The sequence below is a fragment of the Pseudomaricurvus alcaniphilus genome (assembly GCF_011440395.1).
Lineage (GTDB): Bacteria > Pseudomonadota > Gammaproteobacteria > Pseudomonadales > Cellvibrionaceae > Pseudomaricurvus > Pseudomaricurvus alcaniphilus.
In genome coordinates this window covers 87,243-102,748 of record NZ_JAAOIX010000004.1, presented here as the reverse complement: position 1 = coordinate 102,748, position 15,506 = coordinate 87,243, and the positions used below count along the sequence as shown (strand labels likewise).

At 59.3% G+C, this 15,506-nt stretch carries 15 protein-coding genes; 8 read left to right on the top strand and 7 right to left on the bottom strand.

Annotated features, from left to right (window positions below; translation table 11 throughout):
• Positions 1–8: 8 nt before the first annotated feature.
• The 3 genes from dapE to G8764_RS10525 all read right to left on the bottom strand — a co-directional run bounded on the left by dapE (position 9) and on the right by G8764_RS10525 (position 2,732).
• Complete coding sequence (gene dapE / locus G8764_RS10535; RefSeq protein WP_166164597.1) at positions 9–1,163, bottom strand: succinyl-diaminopimelate desuccinylase; 1,155 nt, start codon at positions 1,161–1,163, stop codon at positions 9–11.
• Positions 1,164–1,285: 122 nt separating this feature from the next.
• Positions 1,286–2,320 carry a 2,3,4,5-tetrahydropyridine-2,6-dicarboxylate N-succinyltransferase gene (dapD, locus tag G8764_RS10530; RefSeq protein WP_166164596.1) on the bottom strand — a complete coding sequence of 345 codons (1,035 nt, stop codon included), beginning with the start codon at positions 2,318–2,320 and terminating at the stop codon, positions 1,286–1,288.
• Positions 2,321–2,387: 67 nt separating this feature from the next.
• Positions 2,388–2,732, bottom strand: a complete 345-nt coding sequence (locus G8764_RS10525) for an ArsC family reductase (RefSeq protein ID WP_166164595.1) — start codon at positions 2,730–2,732, stop codon at positions 2,388–2,390.
• Positions 2,733–3,078: 346 nt separating this feature from the next.
• Here G8764_RS10525 and G8764_RS10520 point away from each other — a divergent pair, with 346 nt between their 5' ends.
• Positions 3,079–3,531, top strand: coding sequence for a hypothetical protein (locus tag G8764_RS10520; protein ID WP_166164594.1), 453 nt, complete (start codon positions 3,079–3,081; stop codon positions 3,529–3,531).
• A 52-nt stretch (positions 3,532–3,583) separates the two neighbouring features.
• On the opposite strand, the gene nth is transcribed toward G8764_RS10520, so the two are convergent.
• From nth to map, 4 genes are all read right to left on the bottom strand, one after another.
• Entirely contained in the window at positions 3,584–4,237 is a 654-nt protein-coding gene (nth, locus tag G8764_RS10515; protein ID WP_166164768.1) for an endonuclease III, read from the bottom strand.
• A gap of 26 nt (positions 4,238–4,263) precedes the next feature.
• Positions 4,264–5,460, bottom strand: a complete 1,197-nt coding sequence (dapC, locus tag G8764_RS10510; protein ID WP_166164593.1) for a succinyldiaminopimelate transaminase — start codon at positions 5,458–5,460, stop codon at positions 4,264–4,266.
• Positions 5,461–5,505: 45 nt separating this feature from the next.
• The gene (locus tag G8764_RS10505) at positions 5,506–8,211 is read right to left on the bottom strand and encodes a [protein-PII] uridylyltransferase (protein WP_166164592.1); all 2,706 of its coding nucleotides are present in this window, start codon (positions 8,209–8,211) and stop codon (positions 5,506–5,508) included.
• A gap of 67 nt (positions 8,212–8,278) precedes the next feature.
• A complete protein-coding gene (gene map / locus G8764_RS10500) occupies positions 8,279–9,058 on the bottom strand; it encodes a type I methionyl aminopeptidase (RefSeq protein WP_166164591.1) in 780 nt (259 codons plus the stop codon).
• A 390-nt stretch (positions 9,059–9,448) separates the two neighbouring features.
• Between map and rpsB the strand changes: the two genes are divergently transcribed.
• The 7 genes from rpsB to ispC all read left to right on the top strand — a co-directional run bounded on the left by rpsB (position 9,449) and on the right by ispC (position 15,506).
• A complete protein-coding gene (gene rpsB, locus G8764_RS10495) occupies positions 9,449–10,198 on the top strand; it encodes a 30S ribosomal protein S2 (RefSeq protein WP_166164590.1) in 750 nt (249 codons plus the stop codon).
• Positions 10,199–10,309: 111 nt separating this feature from the next.
• Entirely contained in the window at positions 10,310–11,179 is an 870-nt protein-coding gene (gene tsf / locus G8764_RS10490; protein ID WP_166164589.1) for a translation elongation factor Ts, read from the top strand.
• Between the two features lie 129 nt (positions 11,180–11,308).
• Complete coding sequence (gene pyrH / locus G8764_RS10485; RefSeq protein WP_166164588.1) at positions 11,309–12,046, top strand: UMP kinase; 738 nt, start codon at positions 11,309–11,311, stop codon at positions 12,044–12,046.
• Between the two features lie 56 nt (positions 12,047–12,102).
• Positions 12,103–12,660: a ribosome recycling factor gene (frr, locus tag G8764_RS10480; RefSeq protein ID WP_166164587.1), complete on the top strand. Its 558-nt coding sequence runs from the start codon at positions 12,103–12,105 to the stop codon at positions 12,658–12,660.
• A 78-nt stretch (positions 12,661–12,738) separates the two neighbouring features.
• A complete protein-coding gene (gene uppS, locus G8764_RS10475; protein WP_207951826.1) occupies positions 12,739–13,434 on the top strand; it encodes a polyprenyl diphosphate synthase in 696 nt (231 codons plus the stop codon).
• A complete protein-coding gene (locus tag G8764_RS10470) occupies positions 13,427–14,257 on the top strand; it encodes a phosphatidate cytidylyltransferase (RefSeq protein ID WP_341806364.1) in 831 nt (276 codons plus the stop codon). The genes uppS and G8764_RS10470 overlap by 8 nt, the downstream gene beginning before the upstream one ends.
• A gap of 34 nt (positions 14,258–14,291) precedes the next feature.
• Positions 14,292–15,506 (top strand): 1-deoxy-D-xylulose-5-phosphate reductoisomerase, encoded by a 1,215-nt coding sequence (ispC, locus tag G8764_RS10465; RefSeq protein WP_166164584.1) that lies wholly within the window; start codon positions 14,292–14,294, stop codon positions 15,504–15,506.

Sequence of the window (15,506 nt, the reverse complement as noted above, 5' to 3'; positions counted from 1 at the left end):
GTCGCGGACTAGTTGGTGCTGCTTTGACCGCTGAGCAAGCGCTGCAGAATGCCCCGATAAATGTTGGTCAAGACGTCCAGGTCGCTGGCTTTGACACACTCATCCAGCTTGTGAATGGTGGCGTTGACTGGCCCCAGTTCGATGACCTGGGCGCCGGTCGGGGCGATAAAGCGGCCGTCCGAGGTGCCGCCGGCGGTGGACAACTGGGTGTCAAAACCGGTTTCCGCCTTGATGGCGGCAACGGTGGCTTCCACCAGTGGTCCGCTGCTGGTGAGAAACGGCAAGCCGCTCAGGCGCCAGTCAATGTCGTAGTCAAGCTGGTGTTTGTCGAGAATGGCTTCGGTGCGCTGGCGCAGGTCCGCCTCGGTCAGCTCGGTGGAGAAACGGAAGTTAAAGATAACCTCCACTTGCCCGGGAATGACATTGGTGGCACCGGTGCCGGCGTTGATATTGGAGATCTGGAAGCTGGTGGCGGGAAAGAAATCATTGCCCTGATCCCATACTTCAGCCGCCAGCTCCGCCAGTGCCGGGGCGACCCGGTGAATGGGGTTGTCCGCCAGGTGGGGGTAGGCCACGTGCCCCTGCACGCCGTTGACTGTCAGCCAGCAGCCGAGGGAGCCGCGGCGGCCGTTCTTGATGACGTCGCCGGTTTTGGCGGTGCTGGAGGGCTCGCCGACCACGCACCAGGTAATTTGTTCACCTTGCTGCGCCAGCCACTCCATGACCTTGACCGTGCCATTGATGGCCACGCCCTCTTCATCACTGGTGATCAGGAAGGCAATGCGGCCGCTGTGGTCGGGGTGTTGAGCGACAAAGTTTTCGCACGCCACCACCATTGCCGCGAGACTGCCCTTCATGTCAGCGGCGCCGCGGCCGTAGAGCATGCCCGCGTCGATGGTGGGTTCGAACGGCGGCCGCTGCCACTGGGAGGCGGGGCCGGTAGGCACCACATCGGTGTGGCCGGCGAAGGCCAGAATGGGGCCGCTGGTACCGCGCACGGCCCACAGGTTGTCGACGTCGCCAAAGCGCAGGTTGTGAATCTGGAAGCCGATGGCGCTCAGGCGCTCGGCCATCAGTGCCTGGCAGCCCTTGTCTTCCGGGGTAACAGAGTCGCGGCTGATCAGGTCACAGGCCAGTTCAAGGGTCGGCGATAAATTAGTCATATAAAGGTTCTTCTGGTTTGGTTGACCGCGCTGAGCTCGGCCGGATTGTGCTGCTGTGCACACTAGGGAGGTTCCGGCGGCTGGCCGGACCTCTTTAGTTTTTGGCTTTTTTAGTTATTGGCTTAGTTATTGGCGTGCAGCTCGGCGTTGAGGGCTACAGCCGATTTATTGGTCTTGCACTCCACCGCGCCGGTGATGGAGTTGCGGCGGAACAGCAGGTCGGACTTGCCGGCCAGTTCCCGGGCCTTGAGCTGTTCTACTTCGTTGTTGCCGTCGTCCAGCAGGATGACCTTGGTGCCGGCGGTAATGTACAGGCCCGCTTCCACCGTGCAGCGATCGCCCAGCGGGATGCCGATGCCGGCATTGGCGCCCAGCAGGCACTCTTCGCCAACGGAGATAATGATGTTGCCGCCCCCGGACAGGGTGCCCATGGTGGAGCAGCCACCACCCAGGTCGGAGCCCTTGCCCACAAACACACCGGCGGAAATCCGACCTTCGATCATACCCGGCCCTTCGGTGCCGGCGTTAAAGTTGACGAAGCCCTCGTGCATGATGGTGGTGCCTTCGCCGATATAGGCGCCGAGGCGGACCCGGGCGGTATGGGCGATGCGGACGCCCTTGGGCACCACGTAGTTGGTCATTTTCGGGAACTTGTCGACGCAGTCCACATCCAGCAGTTCACCCTGCAGGCGCGCTTGCAGCTGCCGCTCGGGCAACTCGTCCAGGTCGATGGCGCCGAGGTTGGTCCAGGCGACATTGGGGAGGGTGCCGAACAGGCCGGTGAGGTTGGTGCCGTGGGGTTTTACCAGGCGGTGAGAGATCAGTTGCAGCTTCAGGTAGCCCTCCGGTACTGACGCCGGCGCCGCGTCTTCGCTGAGCAGGGTAGCCACCAGTGGTCGCTGGCTCTCTTGCAGGCTGCGGGCGAGGGTTGCCTGGTCAGCTTCACCGGCCGCCTCAAGCGCCGCGGCCAGGGCTGCCAGTTGACTGTTGTCGAGGGCGATGGCCTGGTTGCCACCGCTGTAACCCAGTGCCTTGTTGGCGGCTGCGGCCAGTGCAGCGCTGGGGTTCAGCTGGGGCTTGGGGTAGTAGACTTCCAGCCATTGGCCCTTGCTGTTGTGAGTGCCGACACCGAGGCCGAAAGAGTAGAGATTGCTCATGGTTAAGATTCCGTTTGTATTTGTAGGAGGTGGTTAAGCCGCCAGGTGCGGGTTGCCCCGGCGCAAGTTACTGAAACAGGGATTGGTATTCGGCGGGCTTGAAACCGACCTTGAGCAGGTCGTCGCGCGCCAGCAGTGGCCGTTTGATCAGGGTGGGGTGGGCCAGGATAAGATCGACAACGCTGGCGTCAGTAATCTGCTGGCGAGTGGCATCATCCAGGGTTTTCCAGGTGGTGCTGCGCTTGTTGACCAGGGTTTCCCAGCCCAGTTGTGTCACCCACTCGATTACGTCTGCGCGGCTCAGGCCGTCTTTGCGGAAGTCGCAGTACTGGTAGTCGACGCTGTGGCTGTCGAGCCAGTTGCGGGCTTTTTTCACTGTGTCGCAATTGCTGATGCCGTAAAGACGGGTCATGTTCGCTGGTTCGCTCCGTGCCGGTGGCTGCCGCAGCAAGCCATTGTCGAAAAAGGGTGCCTGATAATCAGGCGGGGGATCATATCAAATTCCTCGCTTGTATTCACGGCACCGTTGCCGGCCGGGTCGCTAAAGCGTCGGGAAGACAGCCAGGGATTTAGTGAAATGTGTAGAAATAAGTGACAAATGCCCTGATCTTTTTTATAATTTGTGGACTGGTTCACATTAATTTGCGGAATCCACTGGGGGTCACCCAGAGCCGCACGCCAGGTCGTGGCGATCGGGGATGTGATTTTGCCTGTTGCAGCGGCGAGGCAGTTTTATTTACCGTTGGGAGTTTTTGGGGATGTCCTCTGAGCATTCTACTTATCGTGTGGTATTTTGGGGTGAAGTGACCCTCGGCCACACCCGTAGTGATGTGGCGCGGCGCTTTGCCAAATGGTTTAAAATCAAGGAGCGAAAAACCCTGCAAAAGCTGTTTGGCGGCCGACTGCTGACGCTGAAAAAAGGCTTGAGTTACAGCGAGGCGCAACTCTACAGCGATGTGATTCGAGGCCTCGGTGCCGTCTGCAGGATCGAGCCGGAGCAGAGTATCCTCACCGCCCATTATCCGCTGCCCCAGCTGCAGGCGGAGCGTGAGCACCGGCCGGCACACGAGCTGCGGTTGGTGGATGAAGGCGAGGTCGCCGAGCGAGATCGCAACAACCCGTTCGCCGCCCGCGACCTGCAGGTGCCGAGCCACCCGCCCTGCAAATACTACGACCCCCGCGCCACTGGACCGCTTCCTGTGCGCTCCTGATTCGCTCCTGAATAGCCCCGCTGCCGGCCATTAATTGTGACGGCACTTGAATTCAGGGCTTGTTGATTTTCTTTGGGTGTTTGCGGTTGGGGTAACAAGTGGTGCAGATTTCGCACACCGTTCCGTCGCAGCCGCGCGCGCTGCAAAATTCCCGTCCGTAAAAGATGATCTGCAGGTGCAGCTTGTTCCAGCTGCCGCGGGGGAACAGCCGTTTCAGGTCTTTTTCTGTCTGCGCCACATTTTTGCCATTGCTCAGCCCCCAGCGCTGGGCCAGGCGGTGAATATGGGTGTCCACCGGGAAGGCGGGTTCGCCAAAAGCCTGCGCCATGACCACGCTCGCCGTCTTGTGGCCTACTCCGGGCAACCTCTCCAGTGCAGCCATATCCGCCGGCACCTCGCCGTTGTGTTCGCTCACCAGCATCTGGGAGAGTACCGATATGGCCTTGGCTTTCTGGGGTGACAGGCCGCAGGGGCGAATGATCGTCTGGATGTCTTCGACCTTCTGCAGCGCCATAGCAAAGGGGTTGTCCGCCAGTTGCCAGAGCGCCGGGGTCACCTGGTTGACGCGCAGGTCGGTGCATTGGGCCGAGAGCAGTACCGCCACCAGCAGGGTGTAGGGGTCCTTGTGGTCCAGCGGTATCGGCGGATTTGGATAGAGTGCCTCCAGACGCTGCTGGATATAATTGACCCTCTCGGGCTTGCTCAGGCATATGCTGGCCATGGGACCTTGCCTCAGCCGCGGCGGATAAAGTCGCGAATGCGCTCGGCCGCCTCCCGGCACTCGGCCTCGGTGGCCACCAGCGCCATGCGCACGTGCTGCTCACCGGGGTTGATGCCGTCGGCGGCGCGAGCGATAAATCGTCCGGGCAAGACCGTGACGTTTTGTCGGGCATAGAGGTCGCGGGCAAACTCGTGACCGGCTTGCGCCGTGCGGGGCCACAGGTAAAAGCCGGCGTCCGGGCGCTCGACTTCCATAACGTCCTGCAATATATCCAGTACAGTGTCGAATTTGGCGCGGTAAGCCGTGCGATTATCACGCACGTGCTGTTCGTCTTGCCAGGCTGCGACGGAGGCCAGCTGACTGGGTATGGACATGGCACAGCCGTGGTAGGTGCGATAGTGCAGGAATTTGGCCAGAATGTCGGCGTCCCCGGCCACGAAGCCCGAGCGCAGGCCGGGCAGGTTGGAGCGCTTGGAGAGGGAGTGAAACACCACGCAGCGGCGGTAGTCATTGCGGCCCATGTCCGCACAGGCTTGCAGCAGCCCGATGGGTGGCCGTTGCTCGTCGAAATACAGTTCCGAATAGCATTCATCGCTGGCAATAATAAAATCGTGTTCATCAGCCAGGGCGATCAGTCTTTGCAGGGTGGCGGAGTCCAGTACTGCGCCGGTGGGATTACCCGGTGAGCACAGGTACAGCAGTTGGCAGCGCTGCCAGGTAGCGGGGCTGACCGCGTCGAAATCGGGTGTGTAGCCATTTTCCCGGGTGCAATTGAGAAAGTGGGGTTGGGCTCCGGCCAGCAGGGCTGCGCCTTCGTAAATCTGGTAAAACGGGTTGGGCATAATCACCAGCGGCTGCTCGCTGCGGTCGATAACCGCCTGGGCGAAGGCAAACAGGGCTTCGCGAGTGCCGTTTACCGGCAGCACCTGGCGTGCCGCGCTGATGCTGCCCTCGGCCAGGCCGAAGCGCCGGCTGAGCCAGTCGGCAATCGCCTGGCGCAGCTCCGGCAGGCCAATGGTTGACGGGTAGTTGGATATGCGCGGCAGGCTGTCCACCAGCGCCTGCAGCACAAACGCCGGCGGCTGGTGCTTGGGCTCGCCGATGGAAAGGGCGATATGCGCCAGCGCCGCCGGCGGCTCGAGGCCGGCTTTCAGGGCGGCCAGCTTCTCGAATGGGTAGGGCTGCAGGAGTTCCAGGTCGGGGTTCATAGGGCTATTCCGGTAGGGTCAGATTTTGGGCCGGGGTGTGGCGTCTCAGCTGGTGATGGTATCGGTGCCGACCACCTGCTGATCCAATTGGGTGCGGATCTGGGCCTGCAGGGTGTTGCAAAAGTCGGGGTCGCTGAGGGGCTCGCCATTGGCATCCACCAGGTAGAATATATCCTCCACCCGCTCGCCCAGGGTCGCGATCTTGGCGCTGTTGAGCTGGATATTGTGCTGCATAAAGATCCTGGCAATGATGGCCAGCAGGCCCGGCCTGTCCGGGGTTACCACTTCCAGAACGGTGGAGTTGCTGCGAATGTCATTGCTGATCTTGGTGCGCGTGGGTATGGAAAAGTTCTTCAGCTGGCGCGGGGTGAGGCGTCTGGTGGTATCGCTGAAGAGGCTGTCTGATTCGAGGGCCTTCTTGAGCGCGCTTTTGATTCTGTCAACTCTGGCCGGGTCGTTGCCAATCGGCTGGTTATTGTGATCCAGGACGTAAAAGGTATCGATGGTATAGCCGCCGCGATCGGTGTTGTAGAGGCGCGCATTCTGGATCGACAGGTTGAGCTGGTCGAGAGTGTAGGCCACTGCAGCAAAGACGTTTTTGCGATCCTTGGTGCGGACAAATATCTCGGTGGCACCCTCGTGTTTCAGGTTGGTGGTCTCGCGCACCATGATCAAGTCGTCTTTGCTGTTGTGGCGAATGATTGCCTCGCTTTGCCAGATGATGTCGCGGGCGTGCTCGTGCAGGAAGTAGTCGTCGCCCAGATAGCCCCAGACCTTGTTGATCGCTGTCCGGTCAATGCCGCGCTTGAGCAGGTACTGCATGGCCGTTGCCTGGGTCTCTTCGATGATATCCTTCTGGTCGACCGGGTTTTCCAGGCCGCGGCGCAGAACCCGGATGGTCTCGTTATAAAGCTGGCGCATCAGGCTGGCGCGCCAGGTGCTCCAAAGATTGGGGTTGGTAGCGTTAATGTCGGCTACGGTCAGGGCGTAGAGGTAATTGAGGTGGGTTTCGTCACCCATCTCCAGCGCGAATTCATGAATTACGTCCGGGTCAGCGAGGTCTTTTTTCTGCGATACGAAGGACATCAACAGGTGCTTTTCCACCAGCCAGGCCACCAATTTGGCTTCCTCGCTTGCCAGGCCGTGGCGCTCGCAAAATTGCAGGGCGTCCACAGCGCCGAGGGTGGAGTGATCGCCGCCGCGGCCCTTGGCGATATCGTGGTAGAGACCGGCAATGTAGAGCAGTTCCGGCTTCGGCAGCGCTTTCATGCAGTAGTAGGCCTGGGAGAATCGCTCCCGGCTACTGGGGTTGTGCAGGGCGCAGATGTTTTCAATGACCACCAGGGTGTGCTGGTCCACGGTATATATATGAAACAGGTCATGCTGCATCTGGCCGATAATATTGCCAAATTCCGGCAGGTAGCGGCCCAGTATATTGTAGCGCTTCATGCGTCGCAGCTGGGTGGCCAGGCTTTGGTGGCAGCTCAGTAGCTGCATAAAATAGGCGGTATTGACCGGGTTCTTGCGAAAATCGTCGTCGATCAGCTCCCGGTGCTCGCGCAGCAACCGGATGGTTTCCGGGCGCACCCCGATGATGGCGGGATTGCGGCCCATATGGACAAATATTTCCAGCAGCGCATAGGGATGGTTCAGGAAAATATCCTGCTGGGTGACTTCGATATAATTATCGCGCAATTGAAAGCGCTCATTGATGGCAACAATTTCGGCGTTGCCATTGCGGTTTAGCACCGCTTCATTGAGGTAGTGCATCAGCACGTCATTGAGCTCGCGCAGGGCGATCACTACCCGGTAGTAGCGGCGCATAAACTGTTCAACTGCGAGGATGCTGTCGGTGTCTTTATAGCCGAACTCGGTGGCCAGTTGGCGCTGGTGGTCAAACAGCAGGCGCTCTTCAGCCCGCCCGGCCAGTTTGTGCAGGCCATAGCGAACCCGCCAGAGGAATTCCTGGCCGCTCACCAGTACCGCGAACTCCTCCTCGGTGAAGAAGTCCTGCCCCCCCAGTTGATCGAGGGTGTTGACCCCAAAGTGACGTTTTGCCACCCAGGCGATGGTCTGGATGTCGCGCAGGCCGCCGGGGGCGTTTTTGACGTTGGGTTCCAGGTTGTATTCGGTGTTGTTGTATTTTTGGTGGCGGTCCTGCTGCTCTTTCCATTTGGCGTGGAAAAAGTCGATCATTGGCCACATCTTGTCGGGCAGGGTCTGCTTTCTCAGTTCGATACACAGGCTCGGGTTGCCGACTACCGCCCGGCTTTCCATGATGCTGGTGGCGACGCTGATGTCCTGGGCGGCAATGTCGATACACTGCTCCATGGTGCGCACACTGTGCCCAATGTTAAGGCCGATGTCCCAGAGCAGCAGCAACAGCTTTTCGGCACTGGCGAGATCTTCCGGCAGCTCTTGTCGCAGCAGTATCAACAGGTCGATGTCGGATTTCGGGTGCAGCTCACCGCGCCCGTAACCACCCACTGCGATCAGGCAGGCATTGTCGCTCCATGGGAACTGGTGCCAGGCATAGTGCAGGATGCAATCTACCAGCGAGGCGCGCTCAAAGATGAGGCTGCGAATCTCCTCGCCTTCGGCAAAGCGATCATTGAGGTGAACGTCGGCACCGTGCAGGGCATCTTTGAAAACCGTAATCTGGTTGGCCCCGTCGCTAAACAGGTGCTGCCGAAAGCGATACTGGGAGAAAAACAGTGGCGGTCGTTCAAAGTAGGGCGTGGGGTATTTCATGCGCGAGTGGGCTGCCTGGTTGGTGTGCATAAGGTGTCGGGGCGGGCGGGGCTGCCCAACCCCGGGATTACGGGCCCCGGAAGGGTTCGTCCGGGCGCCGGGTCAAGACTTCCACCCCATCGGCGGTGACCGCCAGGGTGTGTTCCCACTGCGCCGAAAGCCGCTTGTCGCGGGTTTCAACGGTCCAGCCATCGGCCAGCAGGCGGGTCGCCGCCTTGCCAGCGTTAATCATCGGTTCAATGGTAAAGGTCATGCCTTCCTTTAGTTCCAGGCCGGTATTGGGCTTGCCGTAGTGAACCACCTGGGGGTCCTCGTGGAAGGTGTCGCCGATACCGTGGCCGCAGTATTCCCGCACCACGGAGTAGTAGTTCTTTTCCGCATGTTGCTGGATCACGTGGCCGATATCTCCCAGCCGACAGCCAGGCCTGACCAGCTCGATGCCCTTATAGAGACACTCCTGGGTAACCTGGATCAGTCGCTGCGCGTGCGGCGCAACCTTGCCGACGGTGTACATCTTGCTGGTGTCGCCATACCAGCCATCGTAGATAACGGTGACGTCGATATTGATGATATCGCCGTTCTTGAGGATTTTCTTCTCCGAGGGGATACCGTGACAGACCACCTGGTTGACCGAGGTGCAAATGGACTTCGGGAAGCCCTTGTAGTTAAGTGGCGCGGGAATTGCCTTTTGCACGTTCACAATATGCTCGTGGCAAATTCGATCCAGCTCGGCGGTGGTCACACCGGGCACCACGTACTCTTCGATCAGGTCGAGGAGTTCGGCGGCCATGCGGCCGGCGACGCGCATTTTAGCGATTTGTTCCGGGGTTTTAATGCTTACACTCATGATATCGACGGGTTTCCGCTGTACTTCGATGGGGACTGCGATTGCCAGCCTTGCATAAATTTCAACGCAAAATTCGGTTGCAGGCGCTGTGGACGGCCCTGAGTTCGCCTCACTGGCAGGAAAAGCGTTGTATTGTAAACCAAGCGCCCGGAGAGAAGTAGGGGGCTGGCGGCTTTCCTTGTGTTCTGGTTTGTGGTATAAAGCGCGCCCTGCTTTTCGGTGGTAGTCGTCATTGCTTGTTGACAGGCACTGCCGGAGCGGGATTTAAACCAGAAATTTTACTTATCGTCACACATGCACCGTCACATCGGTCTGGGTGCCCCGCGGTGTTAGCATCGCCAGGGGTTGACCAATGGGGTGTGTGGAGGCCTAACCCAGGAATATATTATTATGCCTAACGTAAGCATGCGCGATATGCTGCAAGCCGGTGTCCACTTCGGTCACCAAACCCGGTACTGGAACCCCAAGATGAACCAGTACATCTTCGGTGCCCGCAACAAGATTCATATCATCAATCTTGAGCACACCGTACCCGCCTTTAACGAAGCCCTGGCCGTTGTTACCCAGATGGCGTCGCAGAAGAAGAAAATCCTGTTTGTCGGCACCAAGCGTGCGGCTTCCAAGATTATCCGCGAGCAGGCCGAGCGCGCTAACCAGCCCTACGTCAGCCACCGCTGGCTGGGCGGTATGCTGACCAACTACAAGACCATTCGCACGTCTATCCGTCGCTTCCGCGAGCTCGAGGCCCAGCAGACCGACGGTACTTTCGAAAAGCTGACCAAGAAAGAAGCGCTGATGCGCAGCCGTACCAAGGACAAGCTGGAGCTGTCTATTGGCGGTATCAAGGATATGGGCGGCCTGCCAGACGCGCTGTTTGTGATCGATGTTGAGCACGAGCGCATCGCCATTCAGGAAGCCAACAAGCTGGGTATCCCGGTTATTGGTATCGTCGATACCAACAGCGATCCGGTCGGTGTTGACTACGTTATTCCAGGTAACGACGACGCTATTCGCGCGGTCAAGCTGTACGCTTCAGCGGTTGCCGATGCCTGTCTGGAAGGCGCAGCGAACCTGCAGGGTGGCGCCGCCAAGGCCGACGAGTTTGTCGAGGTGAACGACGACGAAGCTGCGGCCCAGTAAGGCCCGGGCTGGTCATATTTCCCGGGTCCGCTCAAGGGTCGGGAAACGCAAAAAGGGGGCCCGGCCCCCTTTTTTGAATTTGAATACGCAATTAATGAAGAGGATATTGTCATGGCAGCTGTTTCTGCTTCGATGGTAAAAGAACTGCGCGAGCGCACTGGTCTCGGCATGATGGAGTGCAAAAAGGCACTGAACGAAGCCGATGGTAACATCGATCTGGCCATTGAAAACTTGCGCAAGGCCTCCGGTCTGAAAGCTGAAAAGAAAGCCGGTCGCACCGCTGCTGATGGTGTTGTTGCGGTCAAGGTTGCCGACGACGGCGCCTATGCGGTAGTGGTCGAAGTCAACTCTGAAACCGACTTCGCCGCCCGCGATACCGGCTTCCTGGCGTTTGTCGACACCGCCTTGGAAGCGGCGTTTAATGCCAAGAGTGACGATGTGGCGGCCCTGTTGGCTGCCGGCCTGGAGGAGACTCGCCAGGCGCTGGTGCAAAAAATCGGCGAAAACATCGGCCTGCGTCGCGTGCAGGTGGTTGAGGGTGGCGTACTGGGTGCCTATGTGCACTCCAACAGCAAAATTGCAGTTGTGGTCAGCCTGGAAGGCGGTTCTGCCGAAGTGGCCAAGGATGTCGCCATGCACGTGGCAGCCGTTAATCCACGGGTTGTAAGCCCTGAAGACATGCCGGATGAAGAGCTGGCCAAAGAAAAGGAAATCATCAAGGCGCAGCCGGATATGGCGGGCAAGCCGGACAACATCGTCGAGAAAATGATGGTGGGCCGGGTCAACAAGTTCCTCAAGGAAAACAGCCTGGTACAGCAGCCGTTTGTTAAAAACCCTGACGTCACCGTTGGCCAGTTGGTCAAGGATGCCGGTGCTACCGTGAAATCCTTTATCCGCTTCGAGGTGGGTGAAGGCATCGAAGTCGCTGAAGCTGACTTTGCTGCAGAAGTTGCCGCCCAGGTAGCAGCCAGCAAGAAGTAATTGCTCATTTCCACTGCCGCTTGTTTGAGCCGGCATTGCGTTTAAAAAAGGCGGGGGCCACTACCTCCGCCTTTTTTTCTGGTACACTTCCGCAAATTTTATCCGCTTTCGTAATTGGAGCCTGTTTTTGTGACGTCCGGTAGAGAGAAGAAGTACAAGCGCATCCTGTTAAAACTCAGCGGCGAAGAGCTGATGGGATCGGAAAATTTTGGAATCGACCCCAGGGTTCTCGATAAAATGGCACTGGAAATCGGCCAGCTGGTCGGCATCGGGGTGCAGGTGGGACTGGTGATCGGCGGCGGCAACCTGTTTCGTGGGGCGGCCCTGCAGGCGGCGGGCCTCGACCGGGTAACCGGCGACCATATGGGCATGCTGGCCACGGTTATGAATGCGCTGGCCATGCGCGATGCCCTGGAGCGCAGCAATATCAGCTCGCGGGTGATGTCTGCTATTCCCATGAGCGGGGTGGTGGAGCACTACGACCGGCGCCGGGCGATCCGCTTTTTACTGGATGGGGAGGTTGTCATCTTCGCCGCCGGCACCGGCAACCCGTTCTTTACCACCGACTCAGCCGCCTGTTTGCGCGGAATCGAAGTGGATGCGGATATTGTCCTCAAGGCGACCAAGGTTGACGGCGTCTATACCGCCGACCCGATGCAAGACCCCAGTGCCACCCGCTATGAGCGGCTGACCTACGACGAGGTGCTGGATAAAAAGCTCGGGGTGATGGACCTGACCGCCATCTGCCTCTGCCGCGAGCACGATATGCCGGTCCGGGTGTTTCGTATGAACAAGTCCGGGGCCCTGCTCAATATCATCAAGGGCGAGAACGAAGGCACCCTGATCGAAGAAGTTGCAGCAACTTAAGCGAAGATTGTTTTAGTCGTAGATTGGATTAAAGGAAACTCAGAGGACTCCACCCAATGATAGAAGACATTAAAAAGGACGCCAACGAGCGAATGGCCAAGGCAGTAGATGCCCTCGGCAACAATTTTAACAAGATACGCACCGGGCGCGCGCACCCCAGTATTCTCGACAGCGTCATGGTGAATTACTACGGTTCATTGACGCCCCTGAAGCAGGTGGCGAACATTTCAGTGCTGGATGCCAGGACCCTGTCCCTGAGCCCGTGGGAGAGAGCCATGGTGCCCGAGATCGAGAAGGCCATTATGAAGTCAGACCTGGGCCTGAACCCGGTGACCACCGGCGAGTTGATGCGTATTCCCATGCCCGCCCTGACCGAGGAAACCCGCAAGAACTACATTAAGCAGGCGCGCAATGAAGCCGAGAGTGCGCGGGTATCGATCCGCAATGTGCGTCGCGATTGCCTCGGCCTGGTCAAGGACCTGGTCAAGGAAAAGGAAATCAGCGAAGACGACGAGCGTCGCGCCCAGGATGAAATCCAGAAGATAACCGACAAGTATGTTGCCCAGGTTGACAGTGCGTTGGCAGCAAAAGAAAAAGACTTGCTGGAAATTTGATGGCGCCTATTACAATGTTACTGCACGCGGCGGGGTTTGTCGGTGGCAGTTAATCAATTGCGCCATATCGCCGTTATTATGGACGGCAACAACCGCTGGGCGAAACAGCGCGGTAAAGTGGGCAGCCAGGGACACAAGGCCGGTGTCGAACAGATTCGCGAAGTGATGCGGGCCTGCAAGACCCACGGGGTCGAGGTGTTGACGGTGTTTGCGTTCAGTTCCGAGAACTGGCAGCGCCCCCGTCGCGAGGTGGAGGCACTGATGACCCTGTTTCTCACCTACCTCAAACGCGAAGCGGTCAAACTCAGCCAGGAGGGCGTGCGCCTGCGTATTATCGGGCGCCGGGATCGCTTCAGTGAAAAGATCCAGCGGGCGATAGGGGAGGCGGAAAGCATCGCCGCGGAGGGCAGTGCCACACTGGTGATTGCCGCTGACTACGGTGGTCGCTGGGATATCGCCAACGCCGCTCGCCAGCTGTCGGTGAAGGTGGCCAATGGCGAATTGGCCCCTGCGGATATCACTGAGGAGCTGCTGCACCAATGCACCTCCGTAGCCGACCTGCCGGAGCCGGATTTGTTGATTCGAACCGGTGGTGAGCATCGCATCAGCAATTTTCTTTTGTGGCAAACGGCCTACAGCGAATTCTACTTCAGTGACCTCTACTGGCCGGACTTTGGCGCTGAGGCGCTGGATGCGGCGGTGGCCGACTTTCACCGTCGCCAGCGCCGTTTCGGCAAAACCGCGGAGCAGGTACAAGGGGGCAGCAGTGCTTAAGCAGCGAGTCATAACAGCAATAATACTGGCAGCCTGTTTTTTGTTGGCGCTGTTTGCTCTGCCGCTGTCCGGTTTTGCCCTGGCGCTGGCGTTAGTGGTGATGCTGGCGGGCTGGGAATGGGCAAATTTGGCGGGTTTCGAGCCCCAGTGGCAGCGCTGCCTGTACGCACTGTTGGTCGGCCTGGTGGCGGCCGGGCTGGCGTATTACACCCATCTGCTGGGTGGCGAGGCGCTGGCACTGGATCGACTGCGCGACATCCTGCTGCTGGCCTGCGGCTGGTGGGCGCTGGCCCTGTTGTGGGTGCAGGGTTACCCGGCCAGCGCGGTACTTTGGGACCGGCGCTGGCTGAAGGCTATAATGGGTATAGTGGTGCTGGTGCCTGCCTGGCTGGCATTGGTATATCTCCACTCCCAGGAGTACGGACAGTGGCTGGTGGTGCTGGTCATGGTGGCGGTAGCCTGCGCCGATATTGGCGCCTATTTCAGCGGTAAGGCCTTTGGCAAGCACAAGCTGGCCCCCAATGTCAGTCCGGGCAAATCCTGGGAGGGGTTTTGGGGCGGCCTGGGCTGTTGCCTGTTGCTGGCGGCGTTGATTGGTTACAGCGCCAGTGGCGGCTGGTTGGTCTTCGCTGTCATCGTGCCGGCCAGTCTGGTGTCGGTGTTGGGGGATTTGTCGGAGAGCATGCTCAAGCGCCAGCGCGGCATCAAGGACAGCAGCCAGCTGTTGCCAGGCCACGGTGGCTTGCTGGACCGCATCGATGGGGTTACCGCCGCAGCACCGGTATTCGCACTGGCGATTTTACTCAGCGGTTGGTCGTTTTAGCACACTGCGCGCAGCACAGGGTTTGGATGTATTCATGAAACGACGGGTAACTGTTCTGGGTTCCACCGGCTCTATCGGTGTCAGTACGCTGGACGTACTGGCGCGTCACCCGGAGCGCTATCAGGTCTATGCCTTGACCGCCAACAATTCCGTCACCGATCTGTATCAACAGTGCCTGAGTCACCAGCCGCGCTATGCGGTGTTACGCCAGCAGGAAGAGGCCGCGCAATTGGCGCTTATGTTGCGGCAGGCCGGTTCCGCCACTGAAGTGCTGGCCGGCGCCGCCGGACTGGTGGACGTGGCAGCCGCGGCCGAGGTGGATACAGTCATGGCGGCCATAGTGGGTGCCGCCGGGCTCGAGCCCACCCTGGCGGCGGTGCGGGCCGGCAAGCAGGTGCTGCTGGCCAACAAGGAATCACTGGTGATGGCCGGTGGCCTGTTTATGCAGGCAGTCAGGGAGCATCAGGCCACCCTCTTGCCGATCGACAGTGAGCACAATGCGATATTCCAGTGCCTGCCCGCCGACTATCGGGGGTTGCAGCATTCCGGCATCCGTAAAATCCTGCTGACCGGTTCCGGCGGCCCGTTTCGGCAAACACCTCTGGCACAGCTGTCCGGGATGACTCCCGACCAGGCCTGTGCCCACCCCAATTGGTCGATGGGGCGCAAGATTTCGGTGGATTCGGCCACCATGATGAACAAGGGGCTGGAATTTATCGAAGCCTGCTGGTTGTTTGGTGTCAGCCCCGAGCAGATTGAGATCGTGGTGCACCCCCAGAGCGTAGTGCACTCGATGGTGGAGTATGTGGATGGCTCGGTGTTGGCGCAAATGGGCAACCCGGATATGCGCACACCGATAGCCCACGCCCTGGCCTGGCCCGAGCGCATTGAGTCAGGCGTGGCCAGTCTCGATTTTATGGCGGTCGCCCGGCTCGACTTTGAAGCGCCGGATTACCAGCGTTTTCCCGCACTGCAGTTGTCGGTGGCGGCGGCCAACGCCGGCGGCATCATGCCGGCGAGCCTGAACGCCGCCAATGAGGTGGCGGTTGAAGCATTCCTGCAACAGCAGATCCGATTTACCGATATTCCGGTAGTGATAGAGAAAGTGCTGGATAAGACCGACAATATCGAACCTGCAGACCTGAATACGGTCAAAGATGCGGATCGAGAGGCCCGCGCCAGGGCGGAGAGCGTAGTAGTACCAATGCGGCGGGATTTTCACGCTGGATCCAAGAGTAACCAGAGGTAG

Excerpts from the sequence above, each read along its gene's own strand:
- dapE (WP_166164597.1), bottom strand. The coding sequence starts at position 1,163 with ATGACTAATTTATCGCCGACCCTTGAACTGGCCTGTGACCTGATCAGC.
- dapD (WP_166164596.1), bottom strand. The coding sequence starts at position 2,320 with ATGAGCAATCTCTACTCTTTCGGCCTCGGTGTCGGCACTCACAACAGC.
- G8764_RS10525 (WP_166164595.1), bottom strand. The coding sequence starts at position 2,732 with ATGACCCGTCTTTACGGCATCAGCAATTGCGACACAGTGAAAAAAGCC.
- G8764_RS10520 (WP_166164594.1), top strand. The coding sequence starts at position 3,079 with ATGTCCTCTGAGCATTCTACTTATCGTGTGGTATTTTGGGGTGAAGTG.
- dapC (WP_166164593.1), bottom strand. The coding sequence starts at position 5,460 with ATGAACCCCGACCTGGAACTCCTGCAGCCCTACCCATTCGAGAAGCTG.
- G8764_RS10505 (WP_166164592.1), bottom strand. The coding sequence starts at position 8,211 with ATGAAATACCCCACGCCCTACTTTGAACGACCGCCACTGTTTTTCTCC.
- map (WP_166164591.1), bottom strand. The coding sequence starts at position 9,058 with ATGAGTGTAAGCATTAAAACCCCGGAACAAATCGCTAAAATGCGCGTC.
- rpsB (WP_166164590.1), top strand. The coding sequence starts at position 9,449 with ATGCCTAACGTAAGCATGCGCGATATGCTGCAAGCCGGTGTCCACTTC.
- tsf (WP_166164589.1), top strand. The coding sequence starts at position 10,310 with ATGGCAGCTGTTTCTGCTTCGATGGTAAAAGAACTGCGCGAGCGCACT.
- frr (WP_166164587.1), top strand. The coding sequence starts at position 12,103 with ATGATAGAAGACATTAAAAAGGACGCCAACGAGCGAATGGCCAAGGCA.
- uppS (WP_207951826.1), top strand. The coding sequence starts at position 12,739 with ATGGACGGCAACAACCGCTGGGCGAAACAGCGCGGTAAAGTGGGCAGC.
- ispC (WP_166164584.1), top strand. The coding sequence starts at position 14,292 with ATGAAACGACGGGTAACTGTTCTGGGTTCCACCGGCTCTATCGGTGTC.